General features: G+C 65.4%; 14 protein-coding genes. 10 read left to right on the top strand and 4 right to left on the bottom strand.

The window, feature by feature from the left end; all coding sequences use genetic code 11:
• Window positions 1–17: 17 nt before the first annotated feature.
• Both CIT40_RS18055 and CIT40_RS18050 read right to left on the bottom strand, forming a co-directional pair.
• Window positions 18–242: a hypothetical protein gene (locus CIT40_RS18055; protein ID WP_094890446.1), complete on the bottom strand. Its 225-nt coding sequence runs from the start codon at window positions 240–242 to the stop codon at window positions 18–20.
• Window positions 242–685 carry a hypothetical protein gene (locus tag CIT40_RS18050; protein WP_193550923.1) on the bottom strand — a complete coding sequence of 148 codons (444 nt, stop codon included), beginning with the start codon at window positions 683–685 and terminating at the stop codon, window positions 242–244. Before CIT40_RS18050 ends, CIT40_RS18055 begins: the two co-directional genes overlap by 1 nt.
• A gap of 85 nt (window positions 686–770) precedes the next feature.
• On the opposite strand from CIT40_RS18050, the gene CIT40_RS18045 reads away from it, so the two are divergent.
• From CIT40_RS18045 to CIT40_RS18035, 3 genes are all read left to right on the top strand, one after another.
• Window positions 771–1,169: a MerR family transcriptional regulator gene (locus CIT40_RS18045; RefSeq protein WP_094890445.1), complete on the top strand. Its 399-nt coding sequence runs from the start codon at window positions 771–773 to the stop codon at window positions 1,167–1,169.
• Between the two features lie 1,479 nt (window positions 1,170–2,648).
• Entirely contained in the window at window positions 2,649–4,373 is a 1,725-nt protein-coding gene (ilvD, locus tag CIT40_RS18040) for a dihydroxy-acid dehydratase (protein WP_094890444.1), read from the top strand.
• Entirely contained in the window at window positions 4,360–5,187 is an 828-nt protein-coding gene (locus CIT40_RS18035) for a tetratricopeptide repeat protein (RefSeq protein WP_094890443.1), read from the top strand. Before ilvD ends, CIT40_RS18035 begins: the two co-directional genes overlap by 14 nt.
• Before the next feature lie 60 nt (window positions 5,188–5,247).
• Here CIT40_RS18035 and xth read toward each other — a convergent pair whose 3' ends face one another.
• Window positions 5,248–6,045, bottom strand: coding sequence for an exodeoxyribonuclease III (xth, locus tag CIT40_RS18030; protein WP_094890442.1), 798 nt, complete (start codon window positions 6,043–6,045; stop codon window positions 5,248–5,250).
• A gap of 135 nt (window positions 6,046–6,180) precedes the next feature.
• Between xth and CIT40_RS18025 the strand changes: the two genes are divergently transcribed.
• Window positions 6,181–8,511 carry an ATP-binding protein gene (locus tag CIT40_RS18025; RefSeq protein ID WP_094890441.1) on the top strand — a complete coding sequence of 777 codons (2,331 nt, stop codon included), beginning with the start codon at window positions 6,181–6,183 and terminating at the stop codon, window positions 8,509–8,511.
• A gap of 8 nt (window positions 8,512–8,519) precedes the next feature.
• Here CIT40_RS18025 and erpA read toward each other — a convergent pair whose 3' ends face one another.
• Complete coding sequence (erpA, locus tag CIT40_RS18020; RefSeq protein ID WP_094890440.1) at window positions 8,520–8,849, bottom strand: iron-sulfur cluster insertion protein ErpA; 330 nt, start codon at window positions 8,847–8,849, stop codon at window positions 8,520–8,522.
• A 110-nt stretch (window positions 8,850–8,959) separates the two neighbouring features.
• On the opposite strand from erpA, the gene CIT40_RS18015 reads away from it, so the two are divergent.
• The 6 genes from CIT40_RS18015 to scpB all read left to right on the top strand — a co-directional run bounded on the left by CIT40_RS18015 (window position 8,960) and on the right by scpB (window position 16,369).
• On the top strand, window positions 8,960–10,168 hold the full coding sequence (locus tag CIT40_RS18015) for a deoxyguanosinetriphosphate triphosphohydrolase (RefSeq protein ID WP_094890439.1): 1,209 nt from the start codon (window positions 8,960–8,962) through the stop codon (window positions 10,166–10,168).
• Between the two features lie 9 nt (window positions 10,169–10,177).
• Window positions 10,178–11,968: an arginine--tRNA ligase gene (gene argS, locus CIT40_RS18010; RefSeq protein ID WP_094890438.1), complete on the top strand. Its 1,791-nt coding sequence runs from the start codon at window positions 10,178–10,180 to the stop codon at window positions 11,966–11,968.
• Window positions 11,969–12,109: 141 nt separating this feature from the next.
• Window positions 12,110–13,672, top strand: coding sequence for an SPOR domain-containing protein (locus tag CIT40_RS18005; RefSeq protein WP_094890528.1), 1,563 nt, complete (start codon window positions 12,110–12,112; stop codon window positions 13,670–13,672).
• Window positions 13,673–13,718: 46 nt separating this feature from the next.
• Window positions 13,719–14,747, top strand: coding sequence for a beta-N-acetylhexosaminidase (gene nagZ, locus CIT40_RS18000; protein WP_094890437.1), 1,029 nt, complete (start codon window positions 13,719–13,721; stop codon window positions 14,745–14,747).
• Window positions 14,744–15,583: a segregation and condensation protein A gene (locus CIT40_RS17995; protein ID WP_094890436.1), complete on the top strand. Its 840-nt coding sequence runs from the start codon at window positions 14,744–14,746 to the stop codon at window positions 15,581–15,583. Before nagZ ends, CIT40_RS17995 begins: the two co-directional genes overlap by 4 nt.
• Window positions 15,584–15,604: 21 nt before the next feature.
• On the top strand, window positions 15,605–16,369 hold the full coding sequence (scpB, locus tag CIT40_RS17990; RefSeq protein ID WP_162307551.1) for an SMC-Scp complex subunit ScpB: 765 nt from the start codon (window positions 15,605–15,607) through the stop codon (window positions 16,367–16,369).
• The last annotated feature ends 111 nt before the right edge of the window (window positions 16,370–16,480 follow it).

Here is a 16,480-nt window from a genome sequence, read left to right as displayed (position 1 = left end):
GCGCAGCGACATCCGGGCTACAAGACCGGAGTTTGGACCTTGGCCCATCGTCGCAAGGCGACCGCCGTCCAGACTGTCTCGACAAGTCCGAACGGCCAGGCGCCCTGGAGAAAGGCGTAGATCCCACTGAGCGCGCACGCCGCCGCGAAGGCCAGCACGTAATGCCGCCCGCGCGGCTCCAGTGCGTAGGACAGCAGCATCGCGCTGACTGACAGCAGCCCGAAGATCGTGATCGTGTCCATCAGCTCGCTGGCAGCTTTGGCTTCTTGGCGACGCCGAGCGCGTGGAGCACCGCGGGCTCCATGACCGGCCATAGCGCGGCCGTCGCAGTCAGGAGGGTGGCGACGCCCATCACTGCCAGCACCGACGATCGAATTCTGGAGCCGGTCGTCCGCGATCGCCACGCGATCCAGACCCAGGCGCCGATCACCACGGCGATCGACAGTTTCGTCATCAGGCCGCGCGCATGGTCCAGCACTGCGATGAGGCCCCCGGCACTCGCGAGCGCGACGGCGGGCAATGTGAAGGGGAGCACGCAGCACGCGGTGCAGGCCGCCGCCAAGCCCGCGGTCGTGAGCGCTGCTGCGCCGGCAGCCTTCCCGCCGCCGCGCCCGGCCTTGGCGGTGCAGCCGCATCCTGGCGACGTTTCCGACGGCAGGTTGCAGGACGGTCCAATAACGCTCATGTGATTCTCCTCATGCTTGTGCGTTCGGGACCCGATCGCTACGCCCTCAGGCCACTTGAGGTTCAAGCGAAAAGTGAGAGCTTTCATGAGAATTGGCATCCTCGCCAAGGCGGCCGGAGTCTCCGTCCCCACCATCCGCTATTACGAAAGCATCGGCCTGCTGGCGCCGCCGGCGCGGCAAGGCGGTCAGCGGATTTATGGTGCTGAAGCCGTCAAGACGCTCAACCTCATCCGGCATTGTCGCGATCTCGATTTCTCGATCGACGCGACGCGCGATATCCTCGCGTCGGTTCAGCGACGGTTGCCCTGTAGCGACACGAAGAGTTTTGCAGAAAGACACCTCGGTTCGATCAGGAAGAAGATCGCCGAGCTGCGCGCGCTGGAGACCACTGTGGCAGCACTGGTCACTGGTTGCGAGACGACGTGCTGCGGCAGTGCCGCGCCGGACTGCGTGATCTTGCAGCCGGGATGCGGCGGCGCGTGAGCCTTAGTAGCCCGCGTGAGCGCAGCCATACCCGAGGCCGCTGGCCCGGCATCCTGCACCGTCCCGGATGTCGCTGCGCTCATCCGGGCTACGGGACCGAGCCTGTGTCGGCCTCTGTCAATCCGCCCGCGCAAAAATATTCCACTTTACCGAAATTCGGTTTCGGCGTATGTGTCGTCCATCCCGGCTCATCCAGGAGGGGCGACGTGAAGTCGTCATGTTCGCGAGCCGGGCTTGCGGTGGACGCGGCAGCGTCGGCATGAGAGGTGCGGGCAGGGCGGGTAGTCCCTGTGAGCTCGCAACCGCGTGCGGACGACGGCGCTGTCAGGCTTCGTCTCGTCTGTAAGTTTCCGGCTTTGTCGACAGGGCCGGGAATACTGCAGGTGAAATGGCGGGCCGTGCGTACGGCAAAACCGTGTGGTCCTGGCCGTCGTTGCCACGGTCAAGCTGTTCGAAGATGTGCGCGAACCCAACCGGGCGGACGGCATCGTCAATGCGAACGGTGAGGGAGGCCAAAGGAAAGTTCGGCTCCCGGGAGATCACGGCATAAGCCGTGCAACCACTGCGCAGGGAAGGCCGAGTGATCGGCGACACCTGTATGCTGCTGTGCGGTTCTTTCTGCGTGTGCATTTTCGCGCAGCGGACCGCGGGTGCCAGTCGGCACCCGGCCTTCCCTGCGCCCTCTTGGATTTGAGGGTGGAGAGATCGAGCAAAGCTCGGGCGAAATGAGCCGCGAGAACGCAAAGTCATGTCTGCCAGCTGCCCGCCACAAGCCGGATCTCGTAGGGTAGGCAAAGCGGCTTGTCCGCCATAGCTCGAAGAGTGAAGGCGGAAAGCGTGCCCACGTCTTGTCGCTTATGGATGGAGATCGTGGGCACGGCGCGTGCGCGCCTTTGCCCACCCTACGGCACTGTCGCTGGGATAGTGCAGTGGAGCATCGCGATGTCGCCTCATCCTCCGTCATTGCGAGGAGCGAAGCGACGAAGCAATCCAGACTGTCACCGCGGAGTGACTCTGGATTGCTTCGTCGCAAGGGCTCCTCGCAATGACGTGCAGAGAGCACCGCAACGCTTGCGCGTGGCCGCTTGTCAGGGAGACGAGTGCAAGAGCCATTGGTGAGAGGAGTGGCCCGACTCGGCAGCGCGGTCACAGCGTCGTGGAGCAAACTCGGAAGTAAAGTTAACGAGACGAAATCTCAGGTTGTGGGGCATTCTCCCTGCGAGGTAATTTGGTAGTCCCGATCCGTGTCCTCCCGGTAACGATTGTGGTGTCTCCGCAACACTCATTCCGGATTTAACCTTCATCACCGGCGGTTCGCATCGCCGCCGCTTTTTAGCCACACCCGACCATGAATAAAATCGCTCTAATATTTTAGGGCAGCGGCGGCCTTCGAAGGCGACGAGAAAATCCCAGGGTCGATTCAAATCTTGGCTCTGATTTTTCGGGTCTGAAAAGGTCGACCGGGGAAACTGGTTTGCGATGGACGCGAAAACCGACATCAAGCAGAGGCTGCCGAGCCGTCACGTGACGGAAGGCCCTGCGCGCGCGCCGCATCGGTCCTATTTCTACGCCATGGGTCTGACCACCCAGCAGATCCACCAGCCTTTCGTCGGCGTCGCCTCGTGCTGGAACGAGGCCGCTCCCTGCAATATCGCTTTGATGCGCCAGGCGCAGGCGGTGAAGAAGGGCGTGGCATCGGCCGGCGGCACCCCTCGCGAGTTCTGCACCATCACCGTGACCGACGGCATCGCCATGGGGCATGACGGCATGCGCTCCTCGCTGCCGTCGCGCGAATGCATCGCCGATTCGGTCGAATTGACGGTGCGCGGCCATGCCTATGATGCGCTTGTCGGGCTCGCCGGCTGCGACAAGTCGCTGCCGGGCATGATGATGGCGATGGTCCGCCTCAACGTGCCCTCGATCTTCATCTATGGCGGCTCGATCCTGCCCGGCACGTTCCGCGGGCAGCAGGTCACCGTTCAGGACATGTTCGAGGCCGTCGGCAAGCATTCGGTCGGCGCCATGTCGGACGAGGACCTCGACGAGATCGAGCGCGTGGCGTGCCCCTCGGCCGGCGCCTGCGGCGCCCAGTTCACCGCCAACACCATGGCGACCGTCTCCGAGGCGATCGGCCTCGCGCTGCCTTACTCGGCCGGTGCTCCGGCACCCTATGAAATCCGCGATGCCTTTTGCATGACCGCGGGCGAGAAGGTCATGGACCTGATCGCCCAGAACATCCGGCCGCGCGACATCGTCACCCGCAAGGCGCTCGAGAATGCGGCCGCCGTGGTTGCCGCGTCCGGCGGCTCGACCAATGCTGCGCTGCACCTACCGGCGATCGCGCATGAGTGCGGCATCAAGTTCGACCTGTTCGACGTCGCCGAAATCTTCAAAAAGACTCCTTATGTCGCGGATTTGAAGCCGGGTGGCCGTTATGTCGCCAAAGACATGTTTGAAGTAGGTGGCATACCGCTTTTGATGAAGACGCTGCTCGACAACGGCTTCCTGCACGGTGATTGCCTTACCGTCACGGGCCGCACGATCGCCGAAAACCTCAAGAGCGTGAAATGGAATCCGCACCAGGACGTGGTGTACCCGGCAGACAAGCCCATCACCGTTACTGGCGGCGTGGTCGGTCTGAAGGGAAATCTGGCGCCAGAAGGTGCGATCGTGAAAGTCGCGGGAATGTCCAACCTCAGGTTCACCGGTCCGGCCAGGTGCTTCGACCGTGAGGAGGATGCTTTCGAGGCGGTCCAGAAGCGCACCTATCGCGAAGGCGAAGTCATCGTGATCCGCTACGAGGGGCCCAAGGGCGGCCCCGGCATGCGGGAAATGCTCCAGACCACCGCGGCGCTGACCGGCCAGGGCATGGGCGGCAAGATCGCGCTCATCACCGACGGCCGCTTCTCCGGCGCCACCCGCGGCTTCTGCATCGGCCATGTCGGGCCGGAGGCGGCCATCGGCGGCCCGATCGGGCTGCTCGAGGACGGCGACGTCATCGAGATCGACGCGGTCGCCGGTACCCTTAACGTAAAATTGAGCGACGCCGAGCTCGCCCAGCGCAAGACCAAATGGAGCGCTCGCGCGACTAACCACACGTCGGGTGCGCTCTGGAAATATGCTCAACAGGTTGGACCAGCGGTCGGGGGGGCAGTGACCCATCCGGGCGGCGCGCACGAGAAACAGTGCTATGCGGACATCTAGGCGTGCCATAGTTGCGTTCGTGTTGGGGGCCAGTGCGCTGGCCGCGCCTGCGCTTGCCTTCGACGGCGCGCCGGTCAACCCGAAGGACGCCACAATCCCGGTCGTGACCGCCTTGCCCAATGCCACAGGCGGCGTCCGCGGCAAGGTCGCGCCGGCGGCCGTGCCTCAGGAGACTTCGCTCAGTGCGCTGCAATATGCCGCCGAGGGTGGTCACCCCATCGCGCAGTGGAAACTCGGCCGCATGTACGCCAATGGCGACGGCGTCGCCCAGGACGATCTGCGCGCCTTCGAATATTTCAGCCGGATCGCCAATGCGCATGCCGAGGACAGCCCGTCGGCGCCGCAGGCGCAGATCGTGGCCAACGCCTTCGTCGCGCTCGGCCGCTATTATCTCAGCGGCATCCCGAACTCGAAGATCAAGTCGGATCCGGATCGGGCACGGGAGATGTTCTCCTATGCGGCGTCCTATTTCGGCAATGCCGACGCGCAATACGATCTCGCCCGGCTCTATCTGAAGACGCCGGACGCCTCGCGCGAGGATTTCCGGTACGGCGCGCGCTGGCTCGGCCTTGCCGCGCAGAAGGGCCAGCATCAGGCCCAGGCGCTGCTCGGCCAGATGCTGTTCAACGGCGACCGCCTGCCGCGGCAGGCTGCCCGCGGCCTGATGTGGCTGACACTGGCGCGTGACAGCGCCGGCACGGAAGAGACCTGGATCAAGGAAAACTACAACCGCGCCTTCGCCAAGGCCTCCGACGACGACCGCGCCATGTGCCTGCAGATGCTGGAGCAGTGGGTGCAGGGCCGCCGCGAGTAGCCGAGATCCCGTAAGGTTGGGCAAAGGCGCACTTGCGCCGTGCCCACCATCCTGTCGCGCCTACGCCGCCTCCAGATCCAGATCCGCCCACACCGGGACGTGGTCCGACGGCTTCTCCCAGCCGCGCACATAGCTGTCGATCCCGACATTGGCGAGCCGGTCGCTCGCCTGCGGCGACAGCAGCAGATGGTCGATCCGCAGGCCCTGATTCTTCTGCCAGGCACCGGCCTGGTAATCCCAGAAGGTATAGAGGCCCGGCTCGTCAGTCACCGCCCGCAGCGCGTCGGTCAGGCCGAGGCCGAGCAGGGATTGAAAGCTCTCCCGCGTCTCGGGCTTGAACAGGGCGTCCTCGGTCCAGGCGGCGGGATTGTGGACGTCGCGGGCGTGCGGGATGACGTTGAAGTCGCCTGCGAGGATCAGCGGCTCCTCGGTCTTCAGGCGCTGCTTCGAATACTCAAGAAGCCGCGACATCCATTTGAGCTTGTAGGGATATTTCTCGGTCCCGACCGGGTTGCCGTTGGGCAGATAAAGGCAGGCGATGCGCAGCACGCCGGATTTCAGCGTCACCACGCCTTCGAGGAAACGGGCGTGGGCATCCTCATCATCGCCGGCCAGGCCCGACTTGGTCTCGTCGAACCGGAGCTTGGAGAGCAAGGCGACGCCGTTGAACGTCTTCTGCCCGTGGGTCACCACGTTGTAGCCGAGCGCCTCGATCTCCAGCCGCGGGAAGGCCTCGTCGACGCATTTGATCTCCTGCAGGCAGACGATGTCCGGCTGGCATTCCTTCAGCCAGGTCAGCAGCAGGTCGATCCGCTGCCGGACCGAGTTCACGTTCCAGGTGGCAACTCTGATGGTCATGGCGGCGGGCTCCGGGCAGGAGCCATGGTTAGAACAAACTGCAAACGCGCCCGTCAAGGACGCCGCAAAATCTCCCACAAAATTAACCCGGCTTAAGCAGGCGGCAGGCCATTGATCGTCAAAAGGTTCCTTGGAATGGGATGGCCGGACAAATCGATGACACGGACTGAGCCGCGTGACGGCCTGATCGGCGCGTTCCTGTACTGGCTCGGCGGCTTCGAGATCGAGGACAGCCTGACCGCCGGCCTCAGCGAGCGCGAGATCGGCCGCATCCGCGCCAAGCAGATCGACGCCGTGACGCAGCTGATCCCGATGACGATGGCGGTGACGATGCTCAACGTCGCCATCGTGCTGATCCTGTTCTGGGGTCGCGGCTGGAACGACTTCCTCGCGATCTGGGGCCTGACCCTCGCCGCCACCGCCTCGCTGGCGGTGCGCTCATGGCGGCGGTCGCATCGCAACCCGCCGCAGGAGGCCTCGCCACGCGCCGCGCGTCAGATGCTGCGGCAGGCGGTTTTCCTCGCCGCGATCTGGGGCGCGCTGCCGCTCGCTCTGTTCAGCCGTATCGAGCCGACCAGCCAGTTGATCCTGGCCTGCCTGATGGTCGGCATGATGTCCGGCGGCGCCTTCACGTTCTCGACCTTCCCACGCGCCGGCCTGGTCTATCTCGCCACCATGACGGTCGGCTGCGCCGGCGCGCTGCTGCTGTGCGGCACCGGGCCGTATCTGGTGACGGCGGTATTCCTGCTGCTGTTCGCGTTCTTCATGGCGCGCAACATCGTCTCGCAGGGCAATCTGTTCCTCGGCAATCTCAAGGCCCAGCTCGAGCTGGAGCGGCAGACCGAGATCATCTCGCTGCTGCTGAAGGACTTCCAGGAGAACGCCAGCGACTGGCTGTGGCAGACCGACGCCGAGGGACACCTCGTCGACGTGCCCCAGCGCTTCGCCGACGTGGCGCAATTGCCGCTGCCGCTGCTGAAGGGATCGTATTTCGCCGACGTACTCGACATGCTCTGTCCCGAGGACAAGAGCGCGGCCTACAACGTCGTCGGCCTGATGGAGCAGAACGAGCCGCTGCATGAGATGAACCTCAAGGTCGTCGCCGGCGGCGAGGCGCGGCTGTGGTCGCTGACGGCCAAGCCCGCCTATGACCGCGAGGGCCAGTTCCTCGGCTATCGCGGCTTCGGGCGCGACGTGACCGAGCGCTGGCGCGCGGAAAAGGCCGAGGCCGAGAGCCGCGCCAAGTCGGACTTCCTGGCGGTGATGAGCCACGAGATCCGCACGCCCATGAACGGCGTGCTCGGGCTTGCGAGCATGCTGCTGGAGACGAAACTCGATCCGGAGCAGCACGAGGCCGTCACCACGATCCGCGAATCCGGCGACAATCTCCAGCGCATCCTCAACGACATCCTCGATCTCTCCAAGCTCGAGGCCGGACGCTTCGCGTTCGAGGCGATCGACTTCGCCCCGCAGGTGCTGGTCGAGACGGTCGCGAACGTCGCGCGCGCGAGCGCCAAGAGCAAGGGATTGTCGGTCAAGGTCGAGCTCGACCCGAACCTGCCGCCGACGCTGCGCGGCGACGTCGCGCGGATCCGGCAGGTACTGCTCAACCTTGCGTCCAACGCGGTGAAGTTCACCGATGAAGGCGAGGTGACGATTTCCGCGACCTGCCAGGCCCGCCGCGACCTGCTGGCGACCGTCGAATGGACGGTGACCGACAGCGGCATCGGTATCGCTCCCGAAAAACTCGGCCGGCTCTTCAGCGATTTCGCACAGGCCGATGCCTCGATCAGCCGCCGCTTCGGCGGCACTGGGCTTGGGCTGGCGATCTCCCGTCGCATCATCGAGCAAATGGGCGGCACCATCGGCGTCACCTCGACGCCGGGCGAGGGCTCCACCTTCCGTTTCACGCTGGTGCTGCCGTGGAGCCAGACACAGGTCTCCGAGCCGACGGCCGGCCACGACGAGGCCGAGGAGCTCAAGGCCCGTATCGCCGGCCTCGATCGGCCGTTGAAGGTGCTGGTCGCGGAGGACGACGCGGTCAACCGCATGGTCGTGAGCAAGATGCTGGGGGCCTTCGACGTCGAGCTGCGCGTCGTCACGGACGGCGTCCAGGCCGTCGAGGCGGCCTCGGCGGGCGACTACGATGTCGTGCTGATGGACGTGCGCATGCCTGATATGGACGGGCTTGCAGCCACCCGCGCGATCCGCGCGCAAGGCGGGCGCTTCGCGGCCCTGCCCATCGTCGCGCTGACGGCCAATGCCTTCCAGGACGACGTCAGAATCTGCCGCGAGGCCGGCATGTCGGACTTCCTCGCCAAGCCGCTGCGCAAGCCGGCGCTGGTCACAGCGCTGCTGCGCGCGCTCGACGGCTACACCATGCGGGGGGAGGCACCGCTCCAACCGGAGCTGATGCCAGCCGATGTGGAATGGACGGACGAGGAAAGGCAGACGACGGGCGCGTAGGCCGCGGCTCAGATCGAAAAGCTCGTCCCGCAGCCGCAGGACGCCGTCGCGTTGGGGTTGTTGACGCGGAACGAGGCGCCGATCAGATCATCGACGAAATCGACCTGCGAGCCCGCCAGGAACGGCTGCGAGGCGGAATCGACCAGCACCACCGCATTGTCCTGTTCGATTACGAGATCGTCGTCGGTTCGGGCACGGTCGATATCGAACTTGTACTGGAAACCCGAGCAACCACCGCCCTCGACCGAGATCCGCAGCATCGCGCCTGTGCCTTCGCCCTTGAGGATCTCCCCAATCCGGCGTGCGGCGCGGTCACTGATGGTCACGTCGGTCGTCATGGCTCGTCTCCGATAGTCCCGCGGTCATATCCAATTCATTTGGTATCCCGCGCCCGGCATAGTTAAGTGCAAGGATACGCAGAATCAAATGGATAGGGACTAAATTCGTCGTGTCCGTCGGAATGGCTGCCCCCCATGCGCCCTATGCCTGCGATCCCGACCGCAGCCGTGGCCGGCTGGTCGCGGAGCCGCCGAGCCGGACCCGCAGCCCATTCCGCCGGGATTGCGACCGGGTGATCCATTCCACCGCCTTTCGCCGCCTGAAGTACAAGACCCAGGTGTTCGTGTTCCATGAGGGTGACCATTACCGCACGAGGCTGACCCATTCCCTGGAGGTGGCGCAGATCGCCCGCGCGCTGGCCCGGCAGCTCGGTCTGGACGAGGACCTCACCGAAACCCTGGCGCTCGCCCATGATCTCGGTCACCCCCCGTTCGGCCATGCCGGCGAGCGGGCGCTGGACGCCTGCCTGAAGGACTTCGGCGGCTTCGACCACAACGCCCAGACGCTCCGCGTCGTCGCCTCGCTGGAGCATCGCTATCCCGAGTTCGACGGGCTGAACCTAACCTGGGAGTCGCTCGAAGGCATCGTCAAGCACAACGGTCCGCTGACCGACCGCAGCGGCGCGCCGGTCGGTCGCTATCGCGAGCACGGCATTCCCGTCGGCATCGCCGAGTACATCAAGACTTACGACCTCGAATTATGGAGCTTCGCCTCGCTGGAGGCGCAGGTCGCCGCTATCGCCGACGACATCGCCTATGACGCCCACGACATCGACGATGGCCTGCGCGCGGGCCTGTTCCATCTCGACGATCTCAAGGTGATGCCGCTCACGGCCGAGATCATCGCCGAGACCTCGGCGCACTATCCCGATCTCGAAGACCTCAGGCGCGGCGCCGAGCTGGTGCGCGAACTGATCTCGCACCTGATCGGCGCGGTGTTCGCGGAAGCCGAGAAGAACCTCGCCGCGGTGAAGCCGCAATCGGCCCAGGACGTCCGTCGGCAGAACCGGGCGCTGATCGCATTTCCGGCCGAGGTCGCCGAGGAAGAGGCCGCCATCAAGAGCTTCCTCTACCTGCACATGTACCGTCACAAGCGGGTGATGCGGGTGATGGGGGAGGCGGAGCAGATCCTGTTCGACCTGTTCGCGAAATACCTGAAATCCCCGCGTGAGCTGCCGCCGGAATGGTTGCTGGGTGCGGAGGCCGACAATGAGGGGGACCGGGCCCGCCGGATCGGCAATTTCATTGCCGGAATGACCGACCGTTTCGCCCTGACCGAGCACCAGCGGCTTTTTGACTCGACCCCGGATTTGCGTTAGGCGGCGGCCATGCCCGACACATCCTCAGCACCGCATTTGTTCGCCGACGTGCTTGCACGCGTGCACGCCGCCTGCCGTACGCTGGCCGTGGAAGCCAACTGGCCCGAGGGCATCGATGTGTCGCGCGTGGTGGTCGAGCCGCCGCGCGACCCCTCCCATGGCGACATGGCGACAAACGCCGCCATGGTGCTGGCGAAAGAGGCCAAGGCCAAGCCGCGCGATCTCGCCGAGCAGATCGCCGAGCGGCTGCGCGCCGACGCCCTGATCGCCAAGGTCGACGTCGCCGGTCCCGGCTTCATCAATCTGACCCTGAAGCCCGCCGCGTGGGCCGAGGCGCTGCGAACCGTGCTGCGCGAGGCCGCCGATTACGGCCGCGTGCGCGGCGGCTCCAAGGTCAATGTCGAATACGTCTCGGCCAATCCGACCGGGCCGATGCATGTCGGCCATTGCCGCGGCGCCGTGTTCGGCGACGCACTGGCGAGCCTGCTCCAGTTCGCCGGCCACGACGTCACCCGCGAATATTACATCAACGACGCGGGCGCCCAGGTCGACGTGCTCGCGCGCTCCGCGTTCCTTAGGTATCGCGAGGCGCTCGGCGAGGACATCGGCGCGATCCCGGAAGGACTCTATCCCGGCGACTATCTGAAGCCGGTGGGACAGGCGCTGGCGAAGGAGCACGGCGACAAGCTGCTCGCGAAGAACGAAACCGAGTGGCTGCCGGCGGTACGCGCCAAGGCGATCGCGATGATGATGGACGAGATCAAGGACGATCTCGCCGCCCTCAACATCCGACACGACGTGTTCTTCTCGGAGCGCTCGCTGATCGAGGGCGGCAACAACAAGGTCGCCGAGACCATCGATTTCCTCAAGGCCAAGGGCGACATCTACGAAGGCCGCCTGCCGCCGCCGAAGGGCGCGCCGGTCGAGGATTGGGAAGACCGCGAGCAACTGCTGTTCAAGGCGACCGCTTACGGCGACGACGTCGATCGTCCGCTGATCAAGTCGGACAATTCCTACACCTACTTCGCCTCCGACATCGCCTACCACAAGAACAAGTTCGACCGTGGTTTCGCCGAGATGATCGACGTCTGGGGCGCCGACCATGGCGGCTATATCAAGCGCATGCAGGCGGCGGTGAAGGCGACGACGTCGGGCAAGGGCGCGCTCGACGTCAAGATCGTCCAGCTCGTGAAGTTGCTCCGCAACGGCGAGCCGGTGAAAATGTCCAAGCGGAGCGGGGACTTCGTCACCTTGCGTGAGGTGGTGGATGAGGTCGGCCAGGACGCCGTCCGCTTCATGATGATCTATCGCAAGAACGACGCGGTGCTCGACTTCGACCTTGCCAAGGTCATGGAACAGTCGCGCGACAACCCGGTGTTCTATGTCCAGTATGGTCACGCCCGTGGCCACTCGATCTTCCGCAACGCGCGGACAGAGGTGTTCCCGGAACTCCCCGAGGATCCCGGCGAGCGGATCGCCTGGCTCGCTGAGTCGGCGGTGGAACGGCTGTCAGACCCCGTCGAGCTCGACCTGCTCAAGCGCCTCGCAATATTTCCGCGCATGCTGGAGGCCGCCGCCGCGGCCCATGAGCCGCACCGAATTGCCTTTTATCTCTATGATTTAGCCAGCGAATTTCATGCACTTTGGACGAAGGGGCGCGATTTGCCCTATTTACGCTTCATTATCAATAATGATGCAGAGCTTACGAAGGCGCGGCTGGCCATGGTCCAGGGCGTCGTCTCGGTTCTGGCATCGGGCCTCGCCATCCTCGGCGTCCATGCTCCGAACGAGATGCGGTAGTTTGGGGCGAACTACTTAAGGGGAATATTGGGGGTAACCGGCAGAAGCCGGATCGCTTAGACTTGGTTGAAAGCCTTGTGGGTCGAAGGCCGTGCCTTGGTCGAGGGGCGCGCGGCTTTCCCGAAGGGACGCATCATCACGATGGCCGAACGATATCAGGACAGACCGTTTCCCTCCGATGACTATGGTCGCGGTGGCGCCCAGCATGGCAAGGTGGACAGCGATCCCTTGGCCGAGCTCGCCCGCCTGATCGGACAGACCGATCCATTTGCTGCGCAATCGCGGCCCGGCGCTCATCCGCCGGCAGCCCCTGCGCCCGCGCAGGCCTATCAGGACGATGACTATCGGCAGGGCGATTATCGGCAAGACGACTATCAGCAGGACTACGCCGAGCCGGCCGCGCCGCCGCCGCCCGGGCCTCCCTCATGGATGCGCCGCGCCAATGTGCAGCCGGCGCCGGCTCCCGAGCCCGACTACCAGGTAGCCGTCAATCCGGTTCATCCGCTGCATCGCTATTCGGCTCAGCCCGCTGCGCCCGAGCCTGATGTTCATCAGCCGCAGGCCTATCAGGATCACGCCTATCCGGGGCAGGCTTACCCGCAGCAGGATCAAGCTTACCAGCAGCAGGCCTATCAGGAGCCGTATCAGCAGCCTGATCCGGCGCGTTACGACGATGCGCTCTACGGCCGGCTGGAGGCAGGCGAGCAGGACTATCAGCGCGAGCCGGCCTATCCGGACGATCCCTACGCGTATCAGAGCGACTATCCGGAGGCCGAGCTCGACGAGCCCAAGAAGCGCGGCGGCATGATGACGGTCGCTGCGATCCTCGCGCTTGCCGTGGTCGGCACCGGTGCTGCCTTCGCCTACAAGACCTATGTCGGCTCGCCCCGCAGCGGTGAGCCGCCGATCATCAGGGCCGACAACACTCCGACCAAGATCGTGCCGGCGCCGTCGGATTCCTCGTCCAAGGTGCCGGATCGCATGGTGAGCGGCGACGGCACCGAGAAGATCGTGCCTCGCGAAGAGGCGCCGGTCGACGTCAACGCCAAGGCGGGAGGTCCCCGTGTGGTGTTCCCGCCGTTGAACCAGAATGCGAATCCGCCGTCGGTGGCGAGCGTGTCGCCGTCTGCGCTGCCGCCGCCGAGCACGGGGGCGACCGCGAGCAACGGCACGATGCCGAACAATTCGCCGCGCCCGATCAGGACCGTCGCCGTGAAGGGCGATCAGACCGACAGCGCCGCGCCGCAATCGGCCGCTGCCGCCAGGCCCACCGCTGCACCGAAGCCTGTTGCTGCACCGGCCGCGCCGCGCAATCCGCCGACCTCGGCCAATGCCAGCGCCAATCAGCCAATGTCGCTGGCGCCACAATCGGTCCCGGCGGCCGAACCGCCGCAGCGGATGGCTGCGACCGCCCCGACCCAGATCGCGCCCGCCAGCAGCGGCGGTGGCGGCTACATCGTGCAGGTCTCCTCGCAGCAGAGCGAGGATAGCGCCGCCGCGTCGTACCGCGTGCTTCAGGGCAAGTACGGCAGCGTGCTTGGTTCCCGTTCGCCGGTGATCAAGCGCGTCGACCTCACCGACAAGGGCAAGGGCGTCGTCTACCGCGCCTTCGCTGGGCCCTACGCTTCGGCCGAGGAGGCGACGCACGCCTGCAACAGCCTGAAGTCCGCAGGCCTATCGGCCTGCTTCGTCCAGAGGAATTAACGGCCGTTTCCTTGACCCCCTCGCGGGTCAGGGTTAATCGGCCGTTATGAGCACGCGGGCCTTCATTACCGGTGTATCCGGAACGGAACTGACCGCCGTCGAGCGGGAGTTTATCCGCGACCAGCGCCCATGGGGCTTCATTCTCTTCAAGCGCAATGTCGCAACGCCAGCTCAAGTCGCTACATTGGTTGCAGAATTGCGGACGGCGGCGGGTGCCGCCGACGCGCCTGTCCTGATTGACCAGGAGGGCGGACGGGTGCAGCGCCTCGGACCGCCGCACTGGCCGGTCTATCCGCCGGGCGCCGTCTTCTCGACCCTGTACGACACTGATTCGGCGCTCGGACTTACCGCGGCGCGCCTGTCGGCCCGCCTGATCGCCGCCGATCTCGCCGATCTCGGCATCACCGTTGATTGCCTGCCGCTGGCTGACGTGCCGGTGCCGGGCGCCGACGCCGTGATCGGCAACAGGGCCTATGGCACCGAGCCCGGCAAGGTTGCGGCGATTGCCCGCGCGGTCACCGAGGGTCTGGAGCAAGGCGGCGTGCTGCCGGTGCTCAAGCACATCCCCGGCCATGGCCGGGCCACCGCGGATACCCATTTCAAGCTGCCAACGGTCGACACGCCGAGGAATGAGCTGGAACGGACCGACTTCGCCGCCTTCAAGCCGCTGTCCGACCTGCCGATGGCCATGACTGCACATGTTGTGTTTAGCGCGGTCGACCCCGCCCATCCGGCGACGACATCTGCGACAATGATTGCTGACGTGATTCGCGGCGCAATCGGGTTCCAGGGTTTGTTAATGAGTGATGACGTGTCGATGAACGCGCTTTCGGGGAATATCGCCGAACGGACCCGCGCCATCTTCGCGGCCGGCTGCGACATGGCCCTGCATTGCAACGGCAATATCGAGGAGATGCGCGAGGTCGCCGGCCAGACACCGGAGCTGGCGGGCCGGGCGCTGGAGCGGGCGAGCGCTGCGCTCGCCGCGCGCAAGGCGCCGCAACCGCTCGACCGCGTCGCCGCACGCATGGAGCTGGACGCATTGATCGCACGGGCAAACACGGCATCCGCATGACCGCAGAAATTCTATCTTTCGAAACCGGGCGGCCCGCAGAGCTTGCCGAGGGTGAGCCGGCGTTGGTGGTGGACGTCGAGGGCTATGAGGGCCCGCTCGACCTGCTGCTCGCATTGGCGCGGCAGCAAAAGGTCGATCTTGCCAAGATCTCGATCCTGGCGCTGGCCGACCAATATCTCCACTTCATCGAGGCCGCGCGGAAGATCAGGCTCGAACTCGCCGCCGACTATCTGGTCATGGCCGCCTGGCTCGCCTTCCTGAAGTCGCGCCTGCTGCTGCCGGAGCCGCCGAGCGCGGAAGGCCCGAGCGCCGAGCAGATGGCGACCGCGCTCGCCAACCGCCTGCGCCGGCTGGAGGCCATTCGCGAGGCCGCCAACCGGCTGATGAACAGGCAGCAATTGCTGCGCGACATCTTCCCGCGCGGCGAGCCCGAGCAGATCGCCGAGATCAAGCATCCGAAATACACGGCGACGCTGTACGATCTGCTCACCGCCTACGCCTCGCAGCGCCAGTCGCGCGTGCTGGCGAGCGTGCATCTGGCCAAGCGCACGGTGTGGTCGCTTGCCGAGGCGCGTGCCACGCTGGAGCGGCTGGTCGGCAGCATCAGCGAGCAGGACGATTGGGGCGTGCTCGACGACTTCCTGGTCCGCCACGTCGCCGATCCGACGCAGCGTGCGACGGTGTTCGCCTCCAGCTTCGCCGCCGCGCTGGAGCTGGTTCGCGAAGGTCAGCTGGAGCTGAACCAGAAAGAGGCGTTTGCGCCGATCTATTTCCGGAAGGGGCGCCCCAAGCCGGTGCCGGACGCAGCTCCTGCGCCTGATGCGCCGGTCGCCTAAGTGCAAGAAGGAGAAGCTACCATGGCAAGCCTGGCTGAAGTGCGGGTGGAAGAGGCCGAGCCGATGGAGAACGAGACCCAGGCGCGTCCCGAGGAATTGCGGCTGCTGGAAGCGCTGCTGTTCGCTTCGAGTGAACCGCTGGATACCGCGACGCTGGCCAAGCGCATGCCCGAGGGCGTCGACGTCAAGGCTGCGCTCGAGCAATTGCAGGCCGACTATTCGTTGCGCGGAGTGAATCTCGTTCGCGTCGCCAACAAATGGACCTTCCGCACCGCGGGCGATCTCGCCTGGCTGATGACGCGGGAGAGCACCGAAACCCGCCGCCTGTCGCGTGCGGCGATCGAGGTGCTGGCGATCATTGCCTACCACCAGCCTGTGACGCGCGCCGAGATCGAGGAGATTCGCGGCGTCGTCACCTCGAAGGGTACGCTCGATGTGCTCTTGGAGACCGGCTGGATCAAGCCGCGCGGCCGCCGCAAGACGCCCGGCCGACCGCTGACTTTCGGAACCACCGAGGACTTCCTGTCGCAGTTCACTCTGGAACAGCTCGGCGATCTGCCGGGCCTCGAGGAGCTGAAAGGTACTGGTCTGCTGGATTCGCGTCTGCCGACCGGATTCAGCGTGCCGACGCCGTCGGACGACCCGCAGCTTCGCGAGGACGAGGATCCCCTGGAACCGGGCGAGGACCTCGATCTGGCGCTGGCACCCGCGGTCGAGCCCGAGGCCCCGGACGAGGCGGCCGAAGGCGGCCATGAGGGTGGCGGTGAAAGCGGCACCGAAGAGTAGAGCCCCGGCGTTTTACCGGCGCCCTGCGACCGGTTAACACTAGCAAGATTACGTAGTGCCAACAGCGAATTGGCGCTGCCTAGGTCCTTGTTTTTGACACCTGCCAAGCCT

The sequence above is a fragment of the Bradyrhizobium amphicarpaeae genome (assembly GCF_002266435.3).
Lineage (GTDB): Bacteria > Pseudomonadota > Alphaproteobacteria > Rhizobiales > Xanthobacteraceae > Bradyrhizobium > Bradyrhizobium amphicarpaeae.
The sequence above is the reverse complement of the archived record's forward strand: the minus strand, read 5'-3'. Positions and strand labels throughout refer to the sequence as shown.

Coding starts and splice junctions, on each gene's coding strand:
- scpB (WP_162307551.1), top strand. CDS start 15,605: ATGGCAAGCCTGGCTGAAGTGCGGGTGGAAGAGGCCGAGCCGATGGAG.
- CIT40_RS17995 (WP_094890436.1), top strand. CDS start 14,744: ATGACCGCAGAAATTCTATCTTTCGAAACCGGGCGGCCCGCAGAGCTT.
- CIT40_RS18005 (WP_094890528.1), top strand. CDS start 12,110: ATGGCCGAACGATATCAGGACAGACCGTTTCCCTCCGATGACTATGGT.
- CIT40_RS18050 (WP_193550923.1), bottom strand. CDS start 685: ATGAGCGTTATTGGACCGTCCTGCAACCTGCCGTCGGAAACGTCGCCA.
- CIT40_RS18035 (WP_094890443.1), top strand. CDS start 4,360: ATGCGGACATCTAGGCGTGCCATAGTTGCGTTCGTGTTGGGGGCCAGT.
- ilvD (WP_094890444.1), top strand. CDS start 2,649: ATGGACGCGAAAACCGACATCAAGCAGAGGCTGCCGAGCCGTCACGTG.
- argS (WP_094890438.1), top strand. CDS start 10,178: ATGCCCGACACATCCTCAGCACCGCATTTGTTCGCCGACGTGCTTGCA.
- CIT40_RS18055 (WP_094890446.1), bottom strand. CDS start 242: ATGGACACGATCACGATCTTCGGGCTGCTGTCAGTCAGCGCGATGCTG.
- xth (WP_094890442.1), bottom strand. CDS start 6,045: ATGACCATCAGAGTTGCCACCTGGAACGTGAACTCGGTCCGGCAGCGG.
- erpA (WP_094890440.1), bottom strand. CDS start 8,849: ATGACGACCGACGTGACCATCAGTGACCGCGCCGCACGCCGGATTGGG.
- CIT40_RS18025 (WP_094890441.1), top strand. CDS start 6,181: ATGGGATGGCCGGACAAATCGATGACACGGACTGAGCCGCGTGACGGC.
- nagZ (WP_094890437.1), top strand. CDS start 13,719: ATGAGCACGCGGGCCTTCATTACCGGTGTATCCGGAACGGAACTGACC.
- CIT40_RS18045 (WP_094890445.1), top strand. CDS start 771: ATGAGAATTGGCATCCTCGCCAAGGCGGCCGGAGTCTCCGTCCCCACC.